Annotated in this window: 18 protein-coding genes; 11 read left to right on the top strand and 7 right to left on the bottom strand. The window is 43.2% G+C overall.

Annotated features, from left to right (window positions below; translation table 11 throughout):
* Nucleotides 1-529: 529 nt before the first annotated feature.
* Nucleotides 530-1,012, bottom strand: a complete 483-nt coding sequence (gene greB / locus L8S15_RS15440; RefSeq protein ID WP_010433615.1) for a transcription elongation factor GreB — start codon at nucleotides 1,010-1,012, stop codon at nucleotides 530-532.
* 170 nt (nucleotides 1,013-1,182) lie between these two features.
* Here greB and ompR point away from each other — a divergent pair, with 170 nt between their 5' ends.
* Both ompR and envZ read left to right on the top strand, forming a co-directional pair.
* Nucleotides 1,183-1,902: a two-component system response regulator OmpR gene (ompR, locus tag L8S15_RS15435; protein WP_010433618.1), complete on the top strand. Its 720-nt coding sequence runs from the start codon at nucleotides 1,183-1,185 to the stop codon at nucleotides 1,900-1,902.
* Nucleotides 1,903-2,071: 169 nt separating this feature from the next.
* Nucleotides 2,072-3,373, top strand: coding sequence for a two-component system sensor histidine kinase EnvZ (gene envZ / locus L8S15_RS15430; RefSeq protein WP_010433621.1), 1,302 nt, complete (start codon nucleotides 2,072-2,074; stop codon nucleotides 3,371-3,373).
* 251 nt (nucleotides 3,374-3,624) lie between these two features.
* Here the strand turns inward: envZ and recG are convergent, their stop codons facing one another.
* The 4 genes from recG to gmk all read right to left on the bottom strand — a co-directional run bounded on the left by recG (nucleotide 3,625) and on the right by gmk (nucleotide 9,249).
* Complete coding sequence (gene recG, locus L8S15_RS15425; protein ID WP_280574011.1) at nucleotides 3,625-5,703, bottom strand: ATP-dependent DNA helicase RecG; 2,079 nt, start codon at nucleotides 5,701-5,703, stop codon at nucleotides 3,625-3,627.
* Nucleotides 5,704-5,880: 177 nt separating this feature from the next.
* Nucleotides 5,881-8,007: a bifunctional GTP diphosphokinase/guanosine-3',5'-bis pyrophosphate 3'-pyrophosphohydrolase gene (spoT, locus tag L8S15_RS15420; protein ID WP_010433627.1), complete on the bottom strand. Its 2,127-nt coding sequence runs from the start codon at nucleotides 8,005-8,007 to the stop codon at nucleotides 5,881-5,883.
* 53 nt (nucleotides 8,008-8,060) lie between these two features.
* A complete protein-coding gene (gene rpoZ / locus L8S15_RS15415) occupies nucleotides 8,061-8,333 on the bottom strand; it encodes a DNA-directed RNA polymerase subunit omega (protein WP_009848003.1) in 273 nt (90 codons plus the stop codon).
* 292 nt (nucleotides 8,334-8,625) lie between these two features.
* Nucleotides 8,626-9,249, bottom strand: a complete 624-nt coding sequence (gene gmk / locus L8S15_RS15410) for a guanylate kinase (RefSeq protein WP_010433632.1) — start codon at nucleotides 9,247-9,249, stop codon at nucleotides 8,626-8,628.
* Nucleotides 9,250-9,741: 492 nt separating this feature from the next.
* Here gmk and L8S15_RS15405 point away from each other — a divergent pair, with 492 nt between their 5' ends.
* From L8S15_RS15405 to L8S15_RS15395, 3 genes are all read left to right on the top strand, one after another.
* The gene (locus tag L8S15_RS15405) at nucleotides 9,742-11,112 is read left to right on the top strand and encodes an NCS2 family permease (RefSeq protein WP_010433636.1); all 1,371 of its coding nucleotides are present in this window, start codon (nucleotides 9,742-9,744) and stop codon (nucleotides 11,110-11,112) included.
* Between the two features lie 170 nt (nucleotides 11,113-11,282).
* On the top strand, nucleotides 11,283-11,708 hold the full coding sequence (locus tag L8S15_RS15400; protein ID WP_010433639.1) for a phosphate-starvation-inducible PsiE family protein: 426 nt from the start codon (nucleotides 11,283-11,285) through the stop codon (nucleotides 11,706-11,708).
* A 311-nt stretch (nucleotides 11,709-12,019) separates the two neighbouring features.
* Nucleotides 12,020-12,232, top strand: coding sequence for a cold-shock protein (locus tag L8S15_RS15395; RefSeq protein ID WP_004735656.1), 213 nt, complete (start codon nucleotides 12,020-12,022; stop codon nucleotides 12,230-12,232).
* A 452-nt stretch (nucleotides 12,233-12,684) separates the two neighbouring features.
* On the opposite strand, the gene L8S15_RS15390 is transcribed toward L8S15_RS15395, so the two are convergent.
* Entirely contained in the window at nucleotides 12,685-13,350 is a 666-nt protein-coding gene (locus L8S15_RS15390) for a GGDEF domain-containing protein (protein ID WP_280574005.1), read from the bottom strand.
* 440 nt (nucleotides 13,351-13,790) lie between these two features.
* Between L8S15_RS15390 and L8S15_RS15385 the strand changes: the two genes are divergently transcribed.
* The 5 genes from L8S15_RS15385 to L8S15_RS15365 all read left to right on the top strand — a co-directional run bounded on the left by L8S15_RS15385 (nucleotide 13,791) and on the right by L8S15_RS15365 (nucleotide 18,649).
* Nucleotides 13,791-14,120 (top strand): hypothetical protein, encoded by a 330-nt coding sequence (locus L8S15_RS15385; protein ID WP_016788402.1) that lies wholly within the window; start codon nucleotides 13,791-13,793, stop codon nucleotides 14,118-14,120.
* Nucleotides 14,121-14,450: 330 nt separating this feature from the next.
* Nucleotides 14,451-15,437: a WYL domain-containing protein gene (locus tag L8S15_RS15380; RefSeq protein ID WP_016788401.1), complete on the top strand. Its 987-nt coding sequence runs from the start codon at nucleotides 14,451-14,453 to the stop codon at nucleotides 15,435-15,437.
* The gene (locus L8S15_RS15375; protein ID WP_154723815.1) at nucleotides 15,418-15,810 is read left to right on the top strand and encodes a TerB family tellurite resistance protein; all 393 of its coding nucleotides are present in this window, start codon (nucleotides 15,418-15,420) and stop codon (nucleotides 15,808-15,810) included. Before L8S15_RS15380 ends, L8S15_RS15375 begins: the two co-directional genes overlap by 20 nt.
* Nucleotides 15,811-15,812: 2 nt before the next feature.
* The gene (locus tag L8S15_RS15370) at nucleotides 15,813-16,877 is read left to right on the top strand and encodes a hypothetical protein (protein WP_016788399.1); all 1,065 of its coding nucleotides are present in this window, start codon (nucleotides 15,813-15,815) and stop codon (nucleotides 16,875-16,877) included.
* Nucleotides 16,878-16,942: 65 nt separating this feature from the next.
* Nucleotides 16,943-18,649, top strand: coding sequence for an ATPase (locus L8S15_RS15365; RefSeq protein WP_280573999.1), 1,707 nt, complete (start codon nucleotides 16,943-16,945; stop codon nucleotides 18,647-18,649).
* Between the two features lie 633 nt (nucleotides 18,650-19,282).
* On the opposite strand, the gene L8S15_RS15360 is transcribed toward L8S15_RS15365, so the two are convergent.
* Nucleotides 19,283-20,149: a YicC/YloC family endoribonuclease gene (locus tag L8S15_RS15360; RefSeq protein WP_010433732.1), complete on the bottom strand. Its 867-nt coding sequence runs from the start codon at nucleotides 20,147-20,149 to the stop codon at nucleotides 19,283-19,285.
* A 350-nt stretch (nucleotides 20,150-20,499) separates the two neighbouring features.
* Here L8S15_RS15360 and rph point away from each other — a divergent pair, with 350 nt between their 5' ends.
* Entirely contained in the window at nucleotides 20,500-21,216 is a 717-nt protein-coding gene (rph, locus tag L8S15_RS15355) for a ribonuclease PH (RefSeq protein WP_010433734.1), read from the top strand.
* Nucleotides 21,217-21,338 lie beyond the last annotated feature (122 nt).

The raw sequence follows: 21,338 nt of genomic DNA, 5'->3' as shown, positions 1-21,338 counted from the left end.
TGCGACTAAGTCACTTTAAACCGATGAAATCGTCTTAAAATAAATCTAAGTTACTGATTTTATTTGTTTGTGTGTTTGTGGGCGTATTTCTCACCTGAAATGTTTTTTGGGACAGTCTAGGAAACTCGCTCAATTACCGTAATATTTAACTTGTCGACAGGGAGTTGGCAGGAACAGGAAAAAGCCTAATGGACTAGGTATCTTCAGGATGAAGATTTGATTACTTAGGATGAGTGGTCAGCAAGGAAGTGATAATCTCTGGATGAGATTCGCCAGTCAGGATGACAGGCTAGAATGGACACCGCTAGGATGGCGATGAACAAAAAGGAAATTGGTTAAAGGATTTAGCCACTATCAAGGAAAGATGCAGGGAGCACTTTATCTCGAAGAGATAAACAGTAGCCGGATTGCTGCGATAGAGACTTAACCCCGCTAGGCGAAAGCCTTGCGGGGTTTTCTTTTATCTGGAATTTGGTTTTTGCCAGTTTCGGGCTGTTATGGCCAGTTAACTGCGCTTGTCTAGTCAGTTCTAAGCGTTATCTGTGTAGTGAATTGAATTGATAAACCATTCTTTTATGCCTTCCGGGGTCTTCACCTCGAACTCATCGTCGACTTCCTTTTTAAGCAGAGCTCTAGCCATAGGTGAGTCGATAGAGATATAGCCTTTAGCATCGCCGTAGATCTCTTCAGGGCCGACAATACGAAACTTCTTAATTTCCCCATCATCATTCTCAATTTCCACCCAAGCACCGAAAAATACCTTACCTTCTTGTTGCGGCGAGTAATCAACGATAGTTACATCAGGTAAGAACTTGCGTAGGAAACGCACTCGGCGATCAATTTGACGAAGCAAACGCTTATTGAAGGTGTAATCTGCGTTTTCTGAACGATCTCCAAGGCTTGCAGCCCAAGTGACTATCTTAGTAATTTCAGGACGTTTCTCGTGCCATAAGTGGTCATGTTCTGCTTTGAGCTTGTTATAACCTTCTCGGGTGATAAGTTTGGTTTTCATAAATCTGACTTAATGAAATGATGATCTAAGATAGAATATATAGAAAGGCAACATACGTTAACAATTATTTAGGCGACTTTTTCCTCAATAATGTTACATTTTTAATGTCTTATACAATTTACCAAGAATGCTTAACCTCAGGTTTAAGCTTTAATAGGTGGAACCATTACATGCAAGAAAACTACAAAATTTTAGTGGTCGATGACGATGCTCGTTTACGTGCACTGTTAGAACGCTATCTGTCAGAGCAAGGCTTTCAAGTGCGTAGCGTGGCAAACAGTGAGCAGATGGACCGCCTGTTAACCCGTGAAAATTTTCACTTGATGGTATTGGATTTAATGTTGCCGGGCGAAGATGGTCTTTCGATCTGTCGTCGTCTAAGAAACGCAAACAACTCGCTACCTATCCTTATGCTGACAGCAAAGGGGGATGAAGTGGATCGCATTGTGGGCTTGGAAGTGGGTGCGGATGATTACCTGCCAAAACCATTTAACCCACGTGAACTGCTTGCTCGTATCAAAGCGGTAATGCGTCGCCAAGTGATTGAAGCGCCGGGCGCACCAAGCACAGAAGAATCTGTGGTTGAGTTTGGTGAATTCCGCTTAAATCTAGGTACGCGTGAGATGTTCCGCGGTGAAGATCCGATGCCTCTTACCTCAGGTGAATTTGCGGTTCTTAAGTCACTAGTGACTAACGCGCGTGAGCCAATGTCTCGCGATAAGTTGATGAACATGGCGCGCGGCCGTGAGTATTCAGCGATGGAACGTTCTATCGATGTTCAGATTTCTCGTCTGCGTCGTCTAGTGGAAGAAGATCCAAGTAAACCTCGTTATATCCAAACGGTGTGGGGCTTGGGTTACGTATTCGTTCCAGATGGCAAAGCAGTCTAAGCCGGTTTTGTAAGCTCTATATCAGCTTCATCGGTTCTGTGAATCAGAATTCTATATTTACGGGTCATCTCATTAATATGTGATGGCCCGTTTTGTATTCAGCACAAGGGTTTAGGGTTATAGTCATAGCCATATAAAACATTTTATCACCCCTCACTTTAGGTCTCCTATGCGCATACGTAGCTCCTTTACTCAGTCGATAGTGCTCTTCTTAACCTTGTTGGTTGCTAGCCAAATATTTTCTTATTACGCAGTGTTCAACTACGCATTAATGCCGAGTTTGCAGCAGTTTAATAAGATTTTGGCTCATGAGTTAAACCTTGTGTTGGACCAAGGCACTGACATGGATATCGAAATTGATGCGCCACTACGTCAGCGTGTACTTGAGCAGTTAGGGGTAACTGTTCACGCGAAAAACAGTGAAGCGGCGGGTGAGTATTACCACGCCGTTGCGATTGACTTGATGAGCGAGGAGATGACCAAAGAGCTGGGTTCTGAAACCGAAGTGCGGCTGATCTTGGGGAAAGAGAGTTATGTACTGTGGATGGACATTGCGCAGTTACCCAACTCTTTAATTCGTATTCCGTTATCAGAGCTGCAAGAAGAGGATTTTGCACCACTGTTTCGTAACAGTCTGATCATGGCGCTGTTGATTGTCGCAGGTGGTTGGCTGTTTATCCGATTGCAAAACCGTCCGTTGATTGCGCTGGAGAAAGCCGCGCAAGGTGTCGGGCGAGGTGATATTCCACCACCCCTGCCAGTACAAGGTGCGCAAGAGATTCGTTCAGTAACCCGAGCCTTTAATCAGATGTCGAAAGGTATCCAAGAACTCGAAGAAGACCGCGCTTTGTTGATGGCAGGTATCAGTCATGATTTACGTACTCCGTTAACGCGTATTCGTTTAGCGACTGAGATGATGTCACCAGAAGACAGTTACTTAGCGGAAGGCATCATCAGTGATACCGAAGAGTGTAACGAGATCATCAGTCAGTTTATGGATTATTTAAAACCCGTTGATCGAGATTCATTTCAAGCGGTGTTTGTTGACGATATTGCTCGTGAGGTTTCTAGCTCTGAAGGTGGATACGAAGTACAGATTGAAACGGATATTCCTGAATCAATGAAGCCCGCGCTTGGTAACCCAATTGCGATGAAGCGTGCGGTGAGTAACTTGGTAGTCAATGCGCTGCGTTATGGTAATGGTTGGGTCAAGGTATCGACCGGCATGACAGCGGATAACAAACTTGCTTGGGTAACGGTGGAAGATAATGGACCAGGTATCCCACAGGACCAGATCGGGAAGTTGTTTGAACCGTTCACGCGTGGCGATACTGCCCGAGGCAGTGAAGGGACCGGTTTAGGCTTGGCTATTGTGAAACGTATTGTCAGCCAACACCAAGGTGCGGTAGTCGTGAATAATCGTAGTGAAGGTGGCTTAAAAGCGCAGATCAGTTTCCCTGTTAAGCCGTAAGTTCAGTTTAATGGTTTGGCGAGTCGGTTGGGTTTCGGCTTAGAGATCCCTGACTCGGTCACTTTTCCCTCTCGGGGATGACGAATTGCTAACCATGGACTTTGATGGTGAAAGTTTACTTTGATCGTCATTCTCTATCGTGAGGAACGAGCGAATAGGGAATCTCGCTCTTGCTTGATGAGAGTAAGGCACAGTAAAAAGGCTTCCTAGAAGGGAAGCCTTTTTGTCTTTTTATGCAGTCTCAGCGTTAGCTAAGCCTTGGAGTAAACATCGCGCTCGCCTAGCCAGCGGTTGATGATCGCCTTGGCGTTATCTGGGTAGCTATCGTGAATATGACGCGCAATACGCTGCACTTCAGGGATCAAACGTTGGTCTCGTACCAAGTCAGCAATCTTAAAGTCTGCCAAGCCCGTCTGCTTAGTGCCAAGCAGCTCACCGGGCCCTCGAATTTCTAAATCTCGCTGTGCAATGACAAAGCCATCGTTACTTTCACGTAGCACACCTAAGCGTTTCTGAGCGGTTTTAGACAGTGGTGAGTGATACAGCAATACACAATGGCTTGCGACCGAACCACGGCCGACACGGCCTCTTAGTTGGTGCAGTTGTGCTAGGCCAAGACGCTCTGGGTTCTCGATGATCATTAAGCTTGAATTAGGCACATCCACACCGACTTCAATCACGGTAGTCGCGACCAACAAATGCAGTTTGTTCTCTTTGAATTCCTGCATTACTGCTTGCTTCTCGGCTGGCTTCATTCGGCCGTGCACGAGACCAATTTTGACGTCAGGCAGTTTGCGTTGCAGCTCTTCAGCAGTATCAGCCGCAGCTTGAGCTTCTAATACTTCGGACTCATCAATCAGCGTACATACCCAATAGGCTTGTTTGCTTTCATTAAGACACGCATTTTTCACACGTTCGACAATGTCATCCCGCTTGGTATCAGGAATCGCCACGGTTTGAATTGGTGTTCGACCCGGTGGCAACTCATCAATAATTGAGGTTTCGAGGTCGGCATAGGCCGTCATCGCTAACGTTCGTGGAATCGGTGTTGCCGTCATGACTAATTGGTGTGGGTAATAACCTTGCTTTGCACCTTTCTCACGCAGCTCTAATCGCTGGTGGACGCCAAATCGGTGCTGCTCATCGATGATCACTAAACCAAGGTTTTTGAACTCGACATGTTCTTGGAACAAAGCATGAGTACCGACCACCATTTGTGCTTCACCACTGGCAATACGAACGAGCTCGGTTTCGCGAGCCTTGCCTTTGAGTTTACCTGCTAGCCACCCAACTTGAATGCCCATCGCCTCAAACCAGTTGGCAAAGTTAATCGCGTGCTGTTCTGCGAGTAGTTCAGTTGGTGCCATCAGTGCCACTTGCTGACCGTGTTCGAGTGCGCGAACAGCCGCGAGTGCAGCCACTAAGGTTTTACCAGAGCCCACATCACCTTGCACTAAACGCATCATAGGGTGCGGCTTTTCAAGGTCAGCTTCGATCTCTTTGGTTACTCGTGCTTGTGCGTTGGTTGGCGAGAATGGCAGCTGAGCTAACAGTTTATCTTTGAGGGTGTTCACCGGAGGAAAAGGCATTGCCTTGTCTTGCTGCCCTTTGCTACGAACAGACAACATCGACAGGTTTTGAGCCAGTAACTCTTCCATAATCAGGCGTAGCTGCGCAGGGTGTTTACCTTCATCAAACAACTCTAGGTCAATGCCTGGAGGTGGCCTGTGAATGGTATGCAGTGCTTGCGCGAGGGTAATTTGGTGATCGTATAAACCTGATGGTAGCAGCTCATTCACCGCGGCTTTGTCGATCAGTTCTAATGCTTGGTCGGTGAGGTTACGCAGCGTGACTTGTCTTAGCCCCTCGGTGGTTGGATACACTGGAGTCAGATTGGCTTCAACATCTGGCTGTTGCCTAGGCGCAAAGAATTTGTAGTCGGGATGGACAATCTCCAGCCCCATGTTACCGCGCTTGATCTCACCGTAGGCATGCACTTGTTTGCCTTCAGCAAAGTTGTTCTTCATACCTGCGGTGAAGTTGAAAAAGCGTAGGGTAATGGTGCCGTTACCATCGCTGATCTTTACCGCCAACATCTTACGTTTACCGAAAATGGTATCGACATGCATGACCTTGCCTTGCACTGCAGCCCATAAGCCCGCGTGCAGTTTTACGATGGGGTAGATACGTGTTCTATCTTCATAGCGCAAAGGGAGGTGAAAAAGCAGATCTTGTACGTTGTTAAGCCCAACCTTTTCCAGTTTCTCTGCGACTTTAGCGCCGACTCCAGATAAAGAGTTGAGAGGGATAGCAGATAAAAGCTGTGACATAACAAGGCTCATAAACGTAAGAGAGATGATCTATTCAAGCATTTTACTGGATTTTTGTACAGGCAGGAATGGGAGGGAGCGCGGTAAATACTAGGATTACGGTTATAAAAATCCCCTTAAGCGATAAAGCATTAAGGGGATTTAAATTCTTGGCAAAACTATTATCAAGTTTAAACGTTAGTTCTTACGACGTCTTACTTTCAGCGCGTGTGGCATCACACGTAGCTTTTTCATAATACTTGCAAGATGAACACGATCTTTGGTGGTCAGCAAGATAGTCACTGTGTACAGGCGTCCATCACGTTCTTCAGTTGAAATACCGTGAATGTTCGAGCCTGTTTTCGAGATAACGTTAGTTAACTCAGCCAGTGCACCTTGGTGATTCTGCAGATCAACCTGAAGTTCAGCAGTGAACTCTTGGTCGTAATCGTCAGACCATTCAACCGCCATGTATTTGTCTGGTTCTTTCTGGTAACCACGAACGTTTGGACACGTTTCACGGTGAACCACAAGGCCACGACCTGGCGATACATGGGCAATGATGTGATCATCTGGAATTGGGTGACAACAGTTAGCGAACGTCAGTAGTAGACCTTCAGCACCACGGATAGCCAATTTCTTCCTTGGTGTGTCGCTGTTGTTTTCCACTTCAGTCAGTTCGTCAGCATCACCCAGTAGACGACGAGCAATAACGATACTCATCAGCTCACCAAGACCAATCGATGCCAGTAAGTCTTCAACATTGTCTAGGCGAAGATCAGACAATACGTGGTCGATATTCTCTTGGCCGATATCGCCAATAGAGTGTTCGCCAAGTGCATGATTCAGTAGACGACGGCCTAGCGTGATCGACTCTTCACGACGCATCGTTTTCAGAACCTGACGGATCTTAGTACGTGCACGCGATGTCACCACGTAGTTGAGCCATGCTGCATTCGGGCGTGCGCCCGGAGCACTGATGATCTCAATGGTTTGGCCATTCTTCAGCGATTTGCTCAGTGGGTAAGGGTTCATGTCTACACGAGCACCTACACACATGTTGCCGACATCGGTATGTACCGCGTAAGCAAAATCGACCGCTGTTGCGCCCGCAGGAAGTTCGACAATGCGACCTTTCGGCGTGAACACAAAGATCTCATCTGGGAACAGATCAGACTTAACGTTTTCAATGAATTCGAATGAGTTACCTGCGCTTTGTTGCAGCTCAAGTAAGCTCTGCATCCAACGTTGTGCTTTAACCTGTGCGGTCGTGCCGTTGCTACTACGTGCCCCATTGCCTTTGTAAGACCAGTGCGCTGCGACACCTTTGTCTGCCATTTGATCCATATCTTCAGTACGAATCTGAACCTCAACGGGCACCCCGTGAGGGCCGATCATTGAGGTGTGCAGAGATTGGTAGCCGTTGGCTTTTGGTACCGCAATGTAATCTTTCATGCGGCCAGGACGAGGCTTGTACAGGCTGTGAGCCTGGCCAAGTACGCGATAACAAGTATCTGGGGTATCAACCACCACGCGGAAAGCGTAGATGTCCATAATGGTGTGGAAGCGTTGTTCTTTGGTTTTCATCTTGTTATAGATGGAGAACAGGTTCTTTTCACGACCAAGTACGCGAGCAGGCAAACCGACTTCTTCAAGACGGCCTTCGATTTCGCTATGGATACGTTGGATCATTTCCTTACGGTTACCACGCGCAGCTTTCACTACGTTTTTAAGTACGCGATAACGGTTAGGGTAGAGGGCTTCAAAGCCCAACTCTTCTAGTTCGGTCTTGATGTTATGAATACCAAGACGGTGAGCCAGTGGAGAGTAGATCTCTAGGGTTTCACGAGCAATACGACGCTTTTTGTCAGGACGAAGTGCCCCAAGCGTACGCATGTTGTGAGTACGGTCAGCTAATTTGATCAAGATAACGCGGATGTCTTGCACCATGGCGAGAACCATCTTGCGGAAGTTCTCTGCTTGCGCTTCTTTGCGATCACGAAATTTAAGCTTATCCAGCTTAGATACACCATCTACCAATTCAGCAACAGTATTGCCAAATTTAGCCTCAAGGTCTTCTTTAGTGACATCACAGTCTTCGATGACGTCATGAAGTAAGGCTGCTTGCAGGGTTTCGATATCCAGACGCATTTCTGCCAGGATTCTTGAAACCGCTACAGGGTGGATTATGTATGGTTCACCGCTTGAGCGGGTTTGCCCTTCATGGGCGTCTCTCGCTACCACATAAGATTGACGCAGAGCCTCAATTTGAGGCTCTGTTAGGTATTCTTGGGCAACGTCTTTGAGGCTATCGAATAGATACAAATTAAAGGCCCGGAAGGTTAATTAGTTCGAATGGCGCTATTAGCGACTGTGAGCTAACGAGTGTGAGCGATGCTGCTTACTGCTGCAAGTTCAGCCGCTTCTTGCTCTTGTTGCTCTTGACGCTCACGAGCATCTAGTACGTCTTTAGTGATAAGACCTTCTTCGATTTCACGAAGAGCGATAACCGTTGGCTTATCGTTTTCTTCAGGCACTAGTGAATCTTTACCGCCAGTTTGCATTTGACGTGCGCGGCGAGCCGCAATAAGAACTAGGTCGAAACGGTTGCCAACTTTTTCAACAGCGTCTTGAACAGTTACGCGTGCCATGAGGACTCCAAATAGTAGTTAACTAATAAATTTTTTATGACGAGAAAGTATACAAGTTTAACTAGATAGTTTCTAGTTCACCGTATACTTATCTCAATGGAAAATCCAGTTATACCAATCACAGTAAATAAATGATCATAAAAAGCGCCGGAAAAAGGCTTGAGAACAAGGCAGCTCTAATCGACAAAGAGTTTCGATAAGTAGTGACCCTACAATCAAAAATTCTAACGACGTTATCAGGCTTTTTCACAAGCTAGAATGACCAGTTGTTTACTACGATTGGTATCAGAGATTATTCCGCCAGTAGTGCTGTAAGCATGCCGCTGTATTTTGCTGCTTGCTTATCTTCTTTTAAGCGCTCCGCACGAATGATTGCTCTGAAGTCCATTAGGGCTGCATCAAAGTCATCATTCACGATCACATAATCGTATTCTGCATAGTGAGAAATCTCTGATTTTGCTTCGCTCATGCGTTTCGCAATAACTTCGTCGCTATCTTGACCGCGAACATTTAAACGACGCTCTAGCTCACCATTTGATGGTGGAAGAATGAAGACACTCTTCGCTTGAGGCATTTGTTCTCGGATCTGACGAGCACCTTGCCAGTCGATATCTAGGAATACATCGATACCGCGGTCTAGGTTTTCTTCAATCCAAACGCGTGACGTACCGTAGTAGTTGCCGAATACTTCAGCATACTCTAGGAACTCACCTTTACTAATAAGGTCTTCAAAATGATGTTTTTCTACAAAGTGGTAGTGAACACCATTTTCTTCACCAGGGCGCATACCGCGAGTGGTGTGTGAAACAGATACCTTCATTGCGTAGGTTGGATTGGTTTCTAGCATTGCTGAGATCAAGCTCGACTTACCTGCGCCACTAGGTGCAGATACGATGTAAAGAGTACCTTTGCCCATCTGTATATTTCCACTGTTGGTTGGATAGAGTGAAGGCGATAAACCGACACTATAAAAGATAGCACTGACCTTAATTGTTATACCGATGGCTGCATCTATAAAGGGATAACGAGTGAAACTAATAGAGACAACTGGTGAAAATTAGGTCAGAAAAATGGAGGCGAAGAGTAGCATATTTAGATGATTGAGAACAACTGACTTGATCGTTATTTATTAGCGAATGATCTTATCAAGGATCTTTGTATAAATGTAATGACTCATCATGTTCACTTTTTTATGTGATCTGGGCAAAATTTGTTGAAGTTTTAATCCCAACCCTTACAATCCGCGCAAACGATTAAATGCTGTATATGTCTAGGGTTAACAGACCCTACTGGACTAGATGTTTCTACTACCAAGCCTACCTTGGTGACTACAGTTTTTAGTGTAGAGACCTCTCTATTCTCACAGCATTTGAATCTCAAATTCTTAATTTATTGCAAAGGTTTTGTTGTGAGTACCGATTCCACCCTGAAAGCCCAGAACACCTCTGGCTCGCTTGATTCGATGTTTAAAATCACTGAAAGAAAAACCACGATTGGCACAGAGCTGTACGCGGGTTTTATTACTTTCTTAGCGATGAGCTACATTCTGGCGGTTAACCCAGCGATTTTGGGGGATATCCCAGGTATGGACAAAGGGGCAGTATTTACAGCAACCGCTCTGTCTGCCGCTATCGCAACGCTTATTATGGGCATTTGGGGCAATTACCCAGTCATGCTTGCACCAGGCATGAGCATGAACGGCTTCTTCAAAGGCTTATTATTAAGTGGCTCTGTTGCGGTGCTTTGGAATGAAGCGCTGTTTGGCATCTTCCTATCGGGTATCCTTTACCTCGCGTTCTCGTTGACCAATATCCGTAAATCGATGATTGAGTCGATTCCTGAAGATTTGAAGTTGGCGATTACCGTGTCTCTCGGACTGTTCATTGCTTTCTTAGGCCTCAAGAATGCGGGCATCATTGTTTCTAACCCGTTCGTCTTGGTTGGCTTAGGTGACATTTCCGATCCGAAAGTGATCATCGCTTATGTGAGCATCTTCATTGCATTAGGCTGTATGGTTCGTGATATTAAGTTAGCAACCTTTATCTCGTTCGTTTCTGCTATTGCACTGACCATTCTTGCTGATGTCTTCATGGGCACTTCAAATGCACCAATCCCAGAACAGTTCATTGCTATGCCACCAAGCATGGCAGGTAGCTTCGGTGCTATTTTTGATTTCTCTGCTTTTACGCCAGAGAAAATGTTTGATCTCTTGTTCATCGTCCTTATTTTCCTGATTGTCGATTTCTTTGATGGCTTGAGCACAATTGTTGGTGTGGGCCGCGATGCAGGTATCATTGACAAAGACGGCAAGGTACCAAACGCAAAATCAGCGTTAGTCGCCGATGCGGGCGGTACAGTGATTGGTTCAATTCTAGGTACCACATCGATTACGGCTTTCTCTGAATCGGGTATTGCTTCTTCTCAAGGTGCAAAAACGGGCTTGGCAGCAGTCATGGTAGCGGGTCTGTTCTTAATCTCGCTTTTCCTATACCCACTTTTCTCTATCTTCTCGGCGGCAATGGTTGCGCCTGCGATGGTTGTAGTGGGCATCTACATGGTGGGTCGTCTTGGTCAGATTAACTGGGAAAAGAAAGAGTCACGTATTGCAGCTTTCTTCACCATCATGTTCACCGTACTCAGCTTCTCTCCTGCCAATGGTATGGCGATGGGTTTCATCAGCTACGCATTCACCATGGTTGTGGCAGGTAAGCGTAAAGAGGTACACCCGCTTATCTACGGACTGTGTGTGGTGTTCTTAACTTACCTAATCCTGCTATAAGCTTAATAGCGAAGTAACGTTTGTTAAGCAATAGTCGTTAAGTAACAAACCAATAGATGGCTCTGCAGTGAAAGTGGGGCCATTTTTGTATCTGTTATCTCTTAGAATGCGCGACTTATATTGATGCATGCTATTGTAGAGGTTGGATTAATTATTTTTGAAGAGTGACTATGTCTTCTCACTTACCTAAGTCTTTTAGTAAGCCTTTCCTTAAGGTTTTCCACATTCTTGAAGCCGTTCTATTAGTGGCGATCACACTGGCGACACTGTTTGCCATGATGGAAGAGTTCATGCACGTCTTTGCTGAACGTCGAGTACAACTGACCGACATTCTGCTGATGTTTATCTACTTAGAAGTGCTAGCCATGGTTCAGCAGTTCGTGATGAACGGTAAGATCCCAGTGCGATACCCTATCTATATCGCGATGATGGCGATAGCACGTTACATCACCTTGGGTATGAAAGAGTTGGATGCGGTACTGATTGTTTGGTTATCTTTAGCGGCATTTATCTTAGCTGCAGCAACTCTGTTGATTCGAGTTGGTCACCATTACTGGCCATATGTCGATCTCAGAACTAAGCAGCCAGACGAGTAAATTTTTTGAGATCAAAATCTTACAAATCAAGCCCGGCGACCTAGCTGAGCTTGAATTAAAGCCAACCGAACAAAAAAACATCAATTATTTTCAAATAAAGCTTTACAACCGGGCCTAGATCACCAAGAATGGCCTCGCTCTGTTTTCAGAGTTATTAAATGAAACATCCAGTTGTAAAGTAAAACCCTTAGTATTGCTTCATTGTTATTCTCAGTGTTTCCCTTGGCTTCATAGATACATTAAATAATTCAAGCTTTCAGCGCATCGCACTTTTGGCGATTAATTTTTTATTTTTATATAAGGGACACATCATGTCTAACAAAACAAACGGCGTAGTAAAATGGTTTAACGAAGAGAAAGGTTTCGGTTTCCTAACTCAAGACAACGGCGGCGCTGACGTATTCGTTCACTTCCGTGCTATCGCATCTGAAGGTTTCAAGACTCTTAAAGAAGGCCAACAAGTGTCTTTCGAAGTAGAGCAAGGCCAAAAAGGTCTTCAAGCTGCAAACGTTGTAGCTCTATAAGATTTTAAGTCGGCGCAGGTTGCATTAGCAACTTGCGTCACTTTCTCCCTTAAATCTTTCCCCTCTAGTTCCATCTGTAATACCCCCTCAAAATATTCTAAAATCCTTTGTTACATCCGCTTCTCTGTTTTATCTATCTCTATCTCTTGCTCCAAACAAATCTCCTGCGTAATAATCTGCTCACTTAGTCATCCTGATTGGCATTATTTTATCCATAAAAAAAGCCCCTAAAATTAGGAGCTTATCTTGATCTAATTAACACTGTTAGTTAATCAACACTGATTCAGCTAATGGCTATTCACAGCGTATTACTGACAAACTGTTATTCAATGTTCTGGGTCTGAATGTTGATTTATTTATTAAAATCTATTTATATCAGTGTCTTAGTTTTATATTTTTGGTTTTTGTATTTTATAACCACCACTTTAACCCCCGCTTGGTGTTGTTTGTGCTTATAATTTTTGAGCGGGTCGTTTTTTACTATGTTTGTTTCTATACATATCTTTATCTGCTCTCTCTATTAGTTGCTTTACATCTAAATGTTCAGTTTCGCTTGTTTTGTGGTGCACGTAAGAGCCAAATGAAACAGAAAGGTAGAAATGCTCTCCATCAATACGTATCGGCTCCTGAAGCTTAGTTTTTGTTTGTAAGTAGTTGCACCAACTTGTGGTCTTTTTTTGATCGTAGTTTGGGAGAATTGCGATGAACTCATCTCCTCCAAACCTAGCTATTGTTTGATTTGGTAGTTGCATTTTTTTCAAGATCTTACCTAATTTCTCAATCATCCTATCGCCGATAACATGCCCTGCAGAGTCGTTAATTTTTTTCAATTGATCTAAGTCGATAAAGACCAGTGAGAAGGTTTCAATACCATTATTTTTTATTAGAGACTCTATGTGTGTAATACCTTGATCACGAGAAGATAAACCAGTCAATAAATCAATACTTAAACGCTTCTCTAAAAGTGAAACTCTATTTGTAAGCCGTTGGTTTTCAAGCTCTAAGGTTGAAACTTTGTTTAATATGTTTTTAAGCGCTTCATCACTATAGAGGGGCGTACTTTTTTCATCGATAAATGAAATGCTACGGACATGAATATAGCTTTTACTTTTTGACATATCGTTACCTTCAATACCTTGATTGATATTAGGTTACTTTTTTGTGCGGCAACTTGTGTCGTAGTGGACTATCAAATGAAGCTATTGTTAGGACCAACTTTTCAGCGACATAAGTTGTCGCATTCAATCGTAGACTGTGTGATTAGTAGTGGAGTTTTGTTTCTAATTTTATTAGTTTGTATTGAACTCATTTTATATGAGTTCTCGAAACATAAGCAAAATGAATAATTTTGTTAGTCACTTCGTAGTGCTCTGAGAGAATCTAACTTCTTAATAAAAAAGACCTTTAAAGAGTCGAACCATTAAGACTGTTCTGTTGTGAGTATGGTGGGCTCTGAAGCATAGTTTTTAGAGGCTGTATGTTTTAGTCGTATTGATAGTAATAGGTTGTTTTACTACAAAATAAACAACGTCGAGTTAACAGTTGGTAAGGAGTAATTATGGGATTTTTCGATTCATTGGTTAGCGCAGGAAAATCGGCAGTTAAAGCAGCAGGTGATGCCGCTTTGACTCAAACATTGGAGCAGTGGGAAAAAGTAAACCGAGCACCAAGTGAGCGAGTCAGGGACTACTATGATAGAAATAATCAGCAAGAAAGAAACTCTCCTTTAAAAAGGGCTCTTGCCATTGCTGCATTACAAGACCGTAATCTGTTTTTAAAAGATCAAGAAGCGAAGAGATCTCTTCTTCGTTTTAGAGAAAAAATAACTTTGGAAAATAGTGAGAAAGCAAAAAGCTTAATTAGAGCTATCGATAATTTAGAAAGATAATATTATTAATTTTCTCTATACCCCTCATGGCTAAAGGTTATGAGGGTGTGACAATGTCCTCTACGCAGTCCCATTAGATGTTTCATCTAACTCTTCTCTAGCGCCCTAGTTTTGTAGCTGATATCCGCTAATTCACGTCATAGATATACCGCACTAAGTAACGTTATTTTTTGAACTATTTTGGGGTGATCTTTGTACGACATAACTCGTCGCTAAACCCAAATATAATTTGTGTGCATTGAGTCACATGATTGATTAGTTGCACATGTATAGTATCAACGTTCTCATTTGTGGAACACATATCACAGTTGGTTTGAATCACGGAATTATTTGGCTTTGTCTAAAAGAAAAAGTACACAAGACTCATTGGTTCTTGTGCTCGAGATACTTAAACGAATACCTAAACACAGAAAGATAACCGCTCTGGAAATACGAGAGCAGTTAGAAGCTATAGGTATTTCGAGAGATATAAGAACAATACAACGCAACTTAGAGATGTTGAGTGAACACTTTGCCATAGATAGGGATACTCGTTCTAAGCCTTATGGATATAGTTTTGAAAGAAGTAGTCACACCTTAGGAGCTAGCTCGCTCAATGCACATGAATCTTTACTCTTGGCTCTAGCAGAGAAGCACTTAAAGTTATTGCTACCAAAAGATGTAATGCAATCACTAAGACCTCACTTTACAGAAGCTAAGTACAACCTCGAGTTCGATCCTAAAAATCATAAAGATCGGGTGTGGAAAGACAAAATTAAAGTAGTGACAGAGTCTCAACCTCTTCTAGCGCCAAAAATTGATAACAAAGTTTTAGAAAGTATAAGTAAAGCATTGTATGAAGATCGTTTATTGACCGTAACCTATCATAATGCCAATAAGCAAGTTAGGACATCTACAGTTATGCCGTTAGGCCTTGCACAGCAAGGGGTTCGACTATATCTAGTGTGTCGGTTTGAAGGGTTCAATAATGAAAGAAGCTTAGCCGTTCATCGTATAAATGATGCGATAGTCTCGTCATTTAACTTCAAGAGACCGGAGAGCTTTTCATTGGCTAAATACGATTCTGACGGAAGGTTTGGTTTTGGCGAAGGTGAGTCGTGTCAAGTTCAGTTTGATATAGATAAACAAGCTGGATACCACCTTGTGGAGACACCGTTATCGGAAGATCAAGCCATAGAAGAGTTGGAAAGTACCTATAGAGTGTCAGCCACAGTCATTGATTCATTCTTACTTGATAAGTGGCTTAAGAGCTTTGGAACTGACGTTTGTAATATTTATAAAAAGAAAGGAAATAGCAATGTTTATTCAGCATCTTAATGATGAACAACAAGCCGCATTATATCACTTCTCCAAGGAGTTAATTGCAGCAGATGGATACGTTGATGAACGAGAAACTCTACTATTGGACGGAATCATTGCTCAATGTAATAACAGTGCAGATTTAGAACAAAAATTTGATATTAAGCAGATTCCTGAAATTTTTTCAGAAAAGGCGCAGAAAATGGCGTTTCTCATTGAATTAGTTGGTGTTGCTTACGCGGATCAGGTGATTGAAGAAAATGAAGACAATTTGATAAAAAATGTAGCGGAAGCTCTAAGCGTGGAGCTGTCACTCATCGATGAGTTAAAGGATTGGGTTCAACGCCAGATGACTCTTGTGTTCGAAGCAGAAAAATTTTTGGAGAAATAGACATGCCATTACCATTTATTTTAGCAGGCGCAGCTGTTGCTGCAGCGAGTTATGGAGCTAAAAAAGGCTATGACGGGTACCAAGATAAATCTGAAGCAAGTGATATTATCGAGTCTGCAAAGAGAAAGTACGATGAAGAGAGAACGATCTTTGACGAACAGAACGACCAGACAAATAAAAGTTTAACCAGTCTCGGCGAGTTCCAATTACAAGTTGGTAATGATTTTAAAGAGTTCAGAACTATTGCAGAAAAGCTTTTAGTTAAATTGAACCAATCCAACTCTAAAGACCTAGAAATTGACTTCCCTCAGCATAAGCTTGATGAGATAGATGGTCTCGCGTTATCTACAACAGCTTACATGAGTAAGGTTGCTGGTGCTGGTGCTGCTGGTGCTGCCGCTGCATATGCTGTATATGGTGGCGTTATGGCTATGGCTGCCGCTTCAACAGGAACACCGATTGCCGCTCTATCTGGCGCAGCTGCATACAATGCAACTATGGCCGCTATTGGAGGAGGTTCCCTTGCTGCTGGTGGCTTCGGTATGGCTGGAGGTGCGATGGTTCTTGGTGGTGTTGTTGCAGCTCCTATTATGGCGATTGCAGGGTGGGCTTTTGCCTCTCATGCGGAAGAAGCATTGAGCGATGCAAGAAAAACTCGAGCAGAAGTTAACGAAGCTGTAGGCAAGATGGTGCAGGGGCGCAAACAATTAGCCAAAACTAAGCTATATGTCGATAGGATTTACGCAGAAATAGATCGTCTGTATTCAATATTTAGAGAATACTTTGATAGCCTAAAAGCTTTTGAACAATTGATCTCGAACAAAACGGATATTTCCAAATTTGAAGATGAAGTAATTCTTCTAATTAAAAATGGCTACCAAATTGCAGCAATCCTCACTGATATCATTACAACACCGTTGTTTAAACCTAAAAAAGATGCACAGGGTAATGTGGTGTTAAATGATGAAAACATCGTTGAAATCGAAACCGATAGCGATGGAATGCAAGTGATCAATGAGTTTGGAATAAAAGCTACGCTTGCAAAGTCGAGTAACACTCAAAAATAAGTATTGTTCTCGCGGGGATATAAATTGAAGGGAGGCTCTCTCCCTTTTCAATGGAGCAGTATGGTATGTCAGAAAACAATTCACAGCACTTCGCACTAGTCGATGAGCTAAATAAGACGGTTACTAAAAGTTTGGTGACGACATTTGGTTTGGATTTTTTACTGTTTGAAGACAAAAAAGGTGGTGATGTTGCAACCATTCACAATGTTCGCCAGAACCAAAAAGGTGACACTGAAATCTATGTCTCAAAGAGTGTTCAAGCAGAGTATGCGAATAAAGGGGATTACAAACCAGTTAAACATCATGCTGACGGAAGTGTCGTAACTGATAGAAAGAACAAACCCAAAAGAGAAGATCGCTACCACTCTCATCAGAATTATAAGGCGAAGGGAAAAGAAGACAAAAAGCTGCAACATGATGGTAATTTGTCAGACGAATATCGTAACCAGCTTATGTCTCAGGATGAAAAACGCCAACTAGACCACATCATTTCATCGCATGAAGTCCATAATGATGCGGGAAGAGTGCTTGCAGGGCTAGACGGCGTAGAACTTGCCAATCAGAACTCAAACTTTCAATCGACACATTATTACATCAACAATCTCAAGTCAGATCATTCTATGGATGATTTCTTAGGAACCGTTGTACCAAGGACAATTGAGAACAAGCGTAACAATATTGAAAGAGATAAACTGCGTTTGGCTTCTATGCCCTCGGAAACTAAACAACAAAAGCATGAAAAACGTAAACTAGCAGATAAAATCACCAAACAAAGTGAACAGGTTGCTGTTCTTGAGAGTCTTGATGAAGACAAAATGCGTGAGGCGGATAAGAGAGAAAGACAACAATACGACAAGCAGATCAATTTCACTTACTATACCAGCAGTAAGTTTTTTAAGAGTACTGCGATGGCGTCTAGTAAAGCTGGTTTCGCTATGGGGGTTAGACAGGCTTTAGGGCTTGTTTTTGCCGAAGTTTGGTTTGAAATAAAAGATGCAATCCCTCAGCTATTTAAAGATAAAGAAGAATATTTCACACTTGATAAGTTTCTAAATAAGCTAAAGGCTACCGCCGGAAAAATTTGGGGTAGGGTCAAAGATCGATTTAAAGATATTCTAGATGAGTTTAAAAACGGGGCTTTAGCGGGGGCCTTATCTAGCTTGAGTTCGACCTTAATGAATATCTTTTTTACTACCGAAAAGTTGATCGGGAAACTCCTCCGTGAAACTTGGTCAAGTCTAGTTTCGGCTGCTAAGGTCTTGTTCTTTAATCCGGAGAGCCTTAGCCCTGGATCTTTGGTACGAGAAGTTACACGCATTCTGTCTACTGGTGTTGCGGTTGCAATGGGAGTGATGCTTAACCAGCAATTAGCCTCGCTAATGACATTCCCTCTCGGTATTGAATTAGCCTCATTTGTGAGCGCGGTGGCTACAGGCATAATGACCATAGGTATCACATACTTTTTAGATCACAGTAAATTAATGCGAAAAGTGTGGGATTATCTAGATCAGTTTAAGTCAGTAGAAAAGAGAACATTGGAATACTTCCAGACAATAAATGCTGAACTTGATCGATACTTGATTGAGCTTTCCAAAGTCGAGTTTAATCTTTCACCTGATGAGTTGGCTGGACTTGTCGATAACCTCGAATCTGTGAGTTGTGAATACGAAAGAAGCATGATGTTGTCGAAAGAGATAAGTAGACGGGAGATAGAGCTACCATTTGAGGATAACAACCTTGATAGTACTCGAGCTTGGTTGATGAGCTTATGAATCAAGTTAACCTTAACCCTTTCCCTTGCTATTCATGTGGTAAGTGTTGTGCGAATGTTGATTTATCTGCAGAGACCAAGAGCTTGGACAGAGGTGACGGCATTTGCCGTCATCTCAATGTGGAAAATAAACAATGTCGTATCTATGATACGAGACCGGATATTTGTCGAGTGGAATTGCAGTATAGAAGGCATTATGCCTCTACTTATACTTGGCAGGCGTTTGTTGATATAAATCTATCAATTTGTCGGAGCCTACCCGATAAGTTGGCATAAAGTGTTCTACAGGATACATTGAGAGCCTGCCTCAATCACTTAAGCTGCTCATACTTATCATCAATGAGCTCTTTGATTACATCGCTAATATTCTAGTCGTCCTGTTCTACCAGCTTTTGATGAGCGCTTTTACTTTCTTAACTGACAACTTAGCCATAACCCACCTCTAATAGTGCATGATCTTGGTGGATATTGTTTTACCCACCACTTACCTTTGTGGTAAGTCTATCATACCCACCACATTAACCACCAGTTGGTGGTGGTTAATGGCGTATTAAAGAATACAGTGGTGGAAAGTGTTTTTATCTAAGTTGTTGTATTTTAATGATGTAAATGCAGTTAAATACAAGTGTAACTATTATTCAATATTCTGGATCTGCTCACGCATCTGTTCGATAAGAACCTTAAGCTCTACGCCCGATGCTGTGATGTCTGTGCTGATCGACTTAGACGCTAGCGTGTTTGATTCACGATTGAACTCTTGCATCATGAAGTCAAGCTTACGGCCACAAGCGCCACCTTTCTTCAATACTGCATTGGCTTCTTTCACGTGAGAGTCTAGGCGGTCTAGCTCTTCTGCGACGTCTGACTTCTGTGCTAGCAGGATAAGCTCTTGTTCAACGCGAGAACCTTCAAGCTCAACTTTAGCTTCTTCAAATTTGTTAAGTAGACGTTCACGTTGCCATTCTAGGATCTCAGGCATGCGTGCACGAACTTTCGCTACTTCTTCAGTGATCGCATCCAAGCGCTGAACGATGAGCGCCTTCATGTTTTCACCTTCACGAGCACGAGCATCAATGAACTCTGCAATCGCATCGTTGAATGCTTCTAGCAGGTCTTTGTTGATGGCATCCATATCTTGCTCTGGCGTTTCCATCACGCCAGGCCAGTTCATGACTTGGAATGGGTTCAAACGGCTGTTTTCACCTGTCATGGTCATAACTTGGTTAGCTGCATTAATGACTTGCTGAGCCAAACCTTCGTTGATACTTAGCTCACCTTTTGCCGCTGGGTTTGCTTCAAAACGTAGGTTACATTCAACCTTACCGCGCGCTAGACGCTTACGGAAACGCTCACGTAAGATTGGTTCTAAACCACGGAACTGTTCAGGCATACGGAAGTAAGTTTCTAGGTAGCGTTGGTTTACACTACGGATTTCCCATACTGCTGTACCCCAATCGCCTTTTACTTCTTTACGCGCGTACGCGGTCATACTATAAATCATCGAATTTTCCTGTCTTTTATCATTCTGAAAATAACGCGCACGAATAGTATCACGATATGGTGTACTCCCGAAGCCTGTCGCTTTTCACTATCGATAGCCTTTGCGATAACTCCCCCTTTCATGGAGATTAGCTTTTAATGGCCAATCGCTTTTAATGAGCAATAGCGTTTAATGACTAATAGCTCCTAATAACTAATAGCTCCTAATAACCAATAGCTTCGAACAGTAAATAGATTTGAAAGGTAAACTGCTATATAATCTTGCCCCAATCAAAACTGTCTCACCCCTTTCTTAGGTGATGCACTCTTTCGATAGTCAATCACTTCAGACTGTTAATAAGGTAGATACCAATGCGTCCAAATGACCGCGCTGTAGATCAAATTCGTCCAATTAAAATTACTCGTAACTACACAGCTTATGCTGAAGGTTCTGTATTAGTTGAGTTCGGCAACACCAAAGTTCTATGTAATGCGACGGTAGAAGAAAACGTACCGCGTTGGTTAAAAGGCCAAGGAAAGGGTTGGGTAACCGCTGAATACGGTATGCTTCCACGTGCAACGCACACTCGTAACCGTCGTGAAGCGGCGAGCGGCAAGCAAGGTGGTCGTACGATGGAAATCCAACGTCTGATCGCTCGTAGCCTACGTGCTGTTGTTGACCTGAAAGTACTGGGTGAAATTATGATCACTGTCGATTGTGATGTTATCCAAGCAGACGGCGGTACACGTACTGCTTCTATCTCAGGTGCAAGCGTTGCGATGGCTGATGCTATCAACAGCTTATTAGCAAGCGGTAAACTGAAAAAGAACCCAATGAAAGGCCACGTAGCGGCAGTTTCAGTGGGCATCGTTGGTGCACAAGCACTGTGTGACCTTGAGTACGTTGAAGACTCAGCAGCTGATACCGACATGAACGTTGTAATGACGGAAGACGGTAAGATGATTGAGATTCAAGGCACCGCAGAAGGCGAACCGTTCAGTCACGAAGAGCTGATGCAGCTTTTAGCCCTGGCGAACAAGGGCATTGCCGATATCGTCGAAGCGCAGAAGTCGGCGTTAGCAGAATAGTTTTTAGATAGCTCCCACATCGGGGGCTATTTTTTTATTTTCGTCATAGATAACTCCACACCTGTGTTAGCTACAATTTTTCACCCTAATCACATAGGTTCCCTATGCTCATAGGGCTGAAA

Origin of the sequence: Vibrio sp. S/42/10 (assembly GCF_029890535.1) — a bacterium.
GTDB lineage: Bacteria > Pseudomonadota > Gammaproteobacteria > Enterobacterales > Vibrionaceae > Vibrio > Vibrio cyclitrophicus.
The sequence above is the reverse complement of the archived record's forward strand: the minus strand, read 5'-3'. Positions and strand labels throughout refer to the sequence as shown.

What these genes read in the sequence shown, in the direction of transcription:
- L8S15_RS15370 (WP_016788399.1), top strand. Translation starts at nt 15,813, where the DNA reads ATGCCATTACCATTTATTTTAGCAGGCGCAGCTGTTGCTGCAGCGAGT.
- rph (WP_010433734.1), top strand. Translation starts at nt 20,500, where the DNA reads ATGCGTCCAAATGACCGCGCTGTAGATCAAATTCGTCCAATTAAAATT.
- L8S15_RS15400 (WP_010433639.1), top strand. Translation starts at nt 11,283, where the DNA reads ATGTCTTCTCACTTACCTAAGTCTTTTAGTAAGCCTTTCCTTAAGGTT.
- gmk (WP_010433632.1), bottom strand. Translation starts at nt 9,249, where the DNA reads ATGGGCAAAGGTACTCTTTACATCGTATCTGCACCTAGTGGCGCAGGT.
- greB (WP_010433615.1), bottom strand. Translation starts at nt 1,012, where the DNA reads ATGAAAACCAAACTTATCACCCGAGAAGGTTATAACAAGCTCAAAGCA.
- L8S15_RS15390 (WP_280574005.1), bottom strand. Translation starts at nt 13,350, where the DNA reads ATGTCAAAAAGTAAAAGCTATATTCATGTCCGTAGCATTTCATTTATC.
- L8S15_RS15365 (WP_280573999.1), top strand. Translation starts at nt 16,943, where the DNA reads ATGTCAGAAAACAATTCACAGCACTTCGCACTAGTCGATGAGCTAAAT.
- recG (WP_280574011.1), bottom strand. Translation starts at nt 5,703, where the DNA reads ATGTCACAGCTTTTATCTGCTATCCCTCTCAACTCTTTATCTGGAGTC.
- L8S15_RS15375 (WP_154723815.1), top strand. Translation starts at nt 15,418, where the DNA reads ATGTTTATTCAGCATCTTAATGATGAACAACAAGCCGCATTATATCAC.
- envZ (WP_010433621.1), top strand. Translation starts at nt 2,072, where the DNA reads ATGCGCATACGTAGCTCCTTTACTCAGTCGATAGTGCTCTTCTTAACC.
- rpoZ (WP_009848003.1), bottom strand. Translation starts at nt 8,333, where the DNA reads ATGGCACGCGTAACTGTTCAAGACGCTGTTGAAAAAGTTGGCAACCGT.
- ompR (WP_010433618.1), top strand. Translation starts at nt 1,183, where the DNA reads ATGCAAGAAAACTACAAAATTTTAGTGGTCGATGACGATGCTCGTTTA.
- L8S15_RS15360 (WP_010433732.1), bottom strand. Translation starts at nt 20,149, where the DNA reads ATGATTTATAGTATGACCGCGTACGCGCGTAAAGAAGTAAAAGGCGAT.
- L8S15_RS15395 (WP_004735656.1), top strand. Translation starts at nt 12,020, where the DNA reads ATGTCTAACAAAACAAACGGCGTAGTAAAATGGTTTAACGAAGAGAAA.
- L8S15_RS15385 (WP_016788402.1), top strand. Translation starts at nt 13,791, where the DNA reads ATGGGATTTTTCGATTCATTGGTTAGCGCAGGAAAATCGGCAGTTAAA.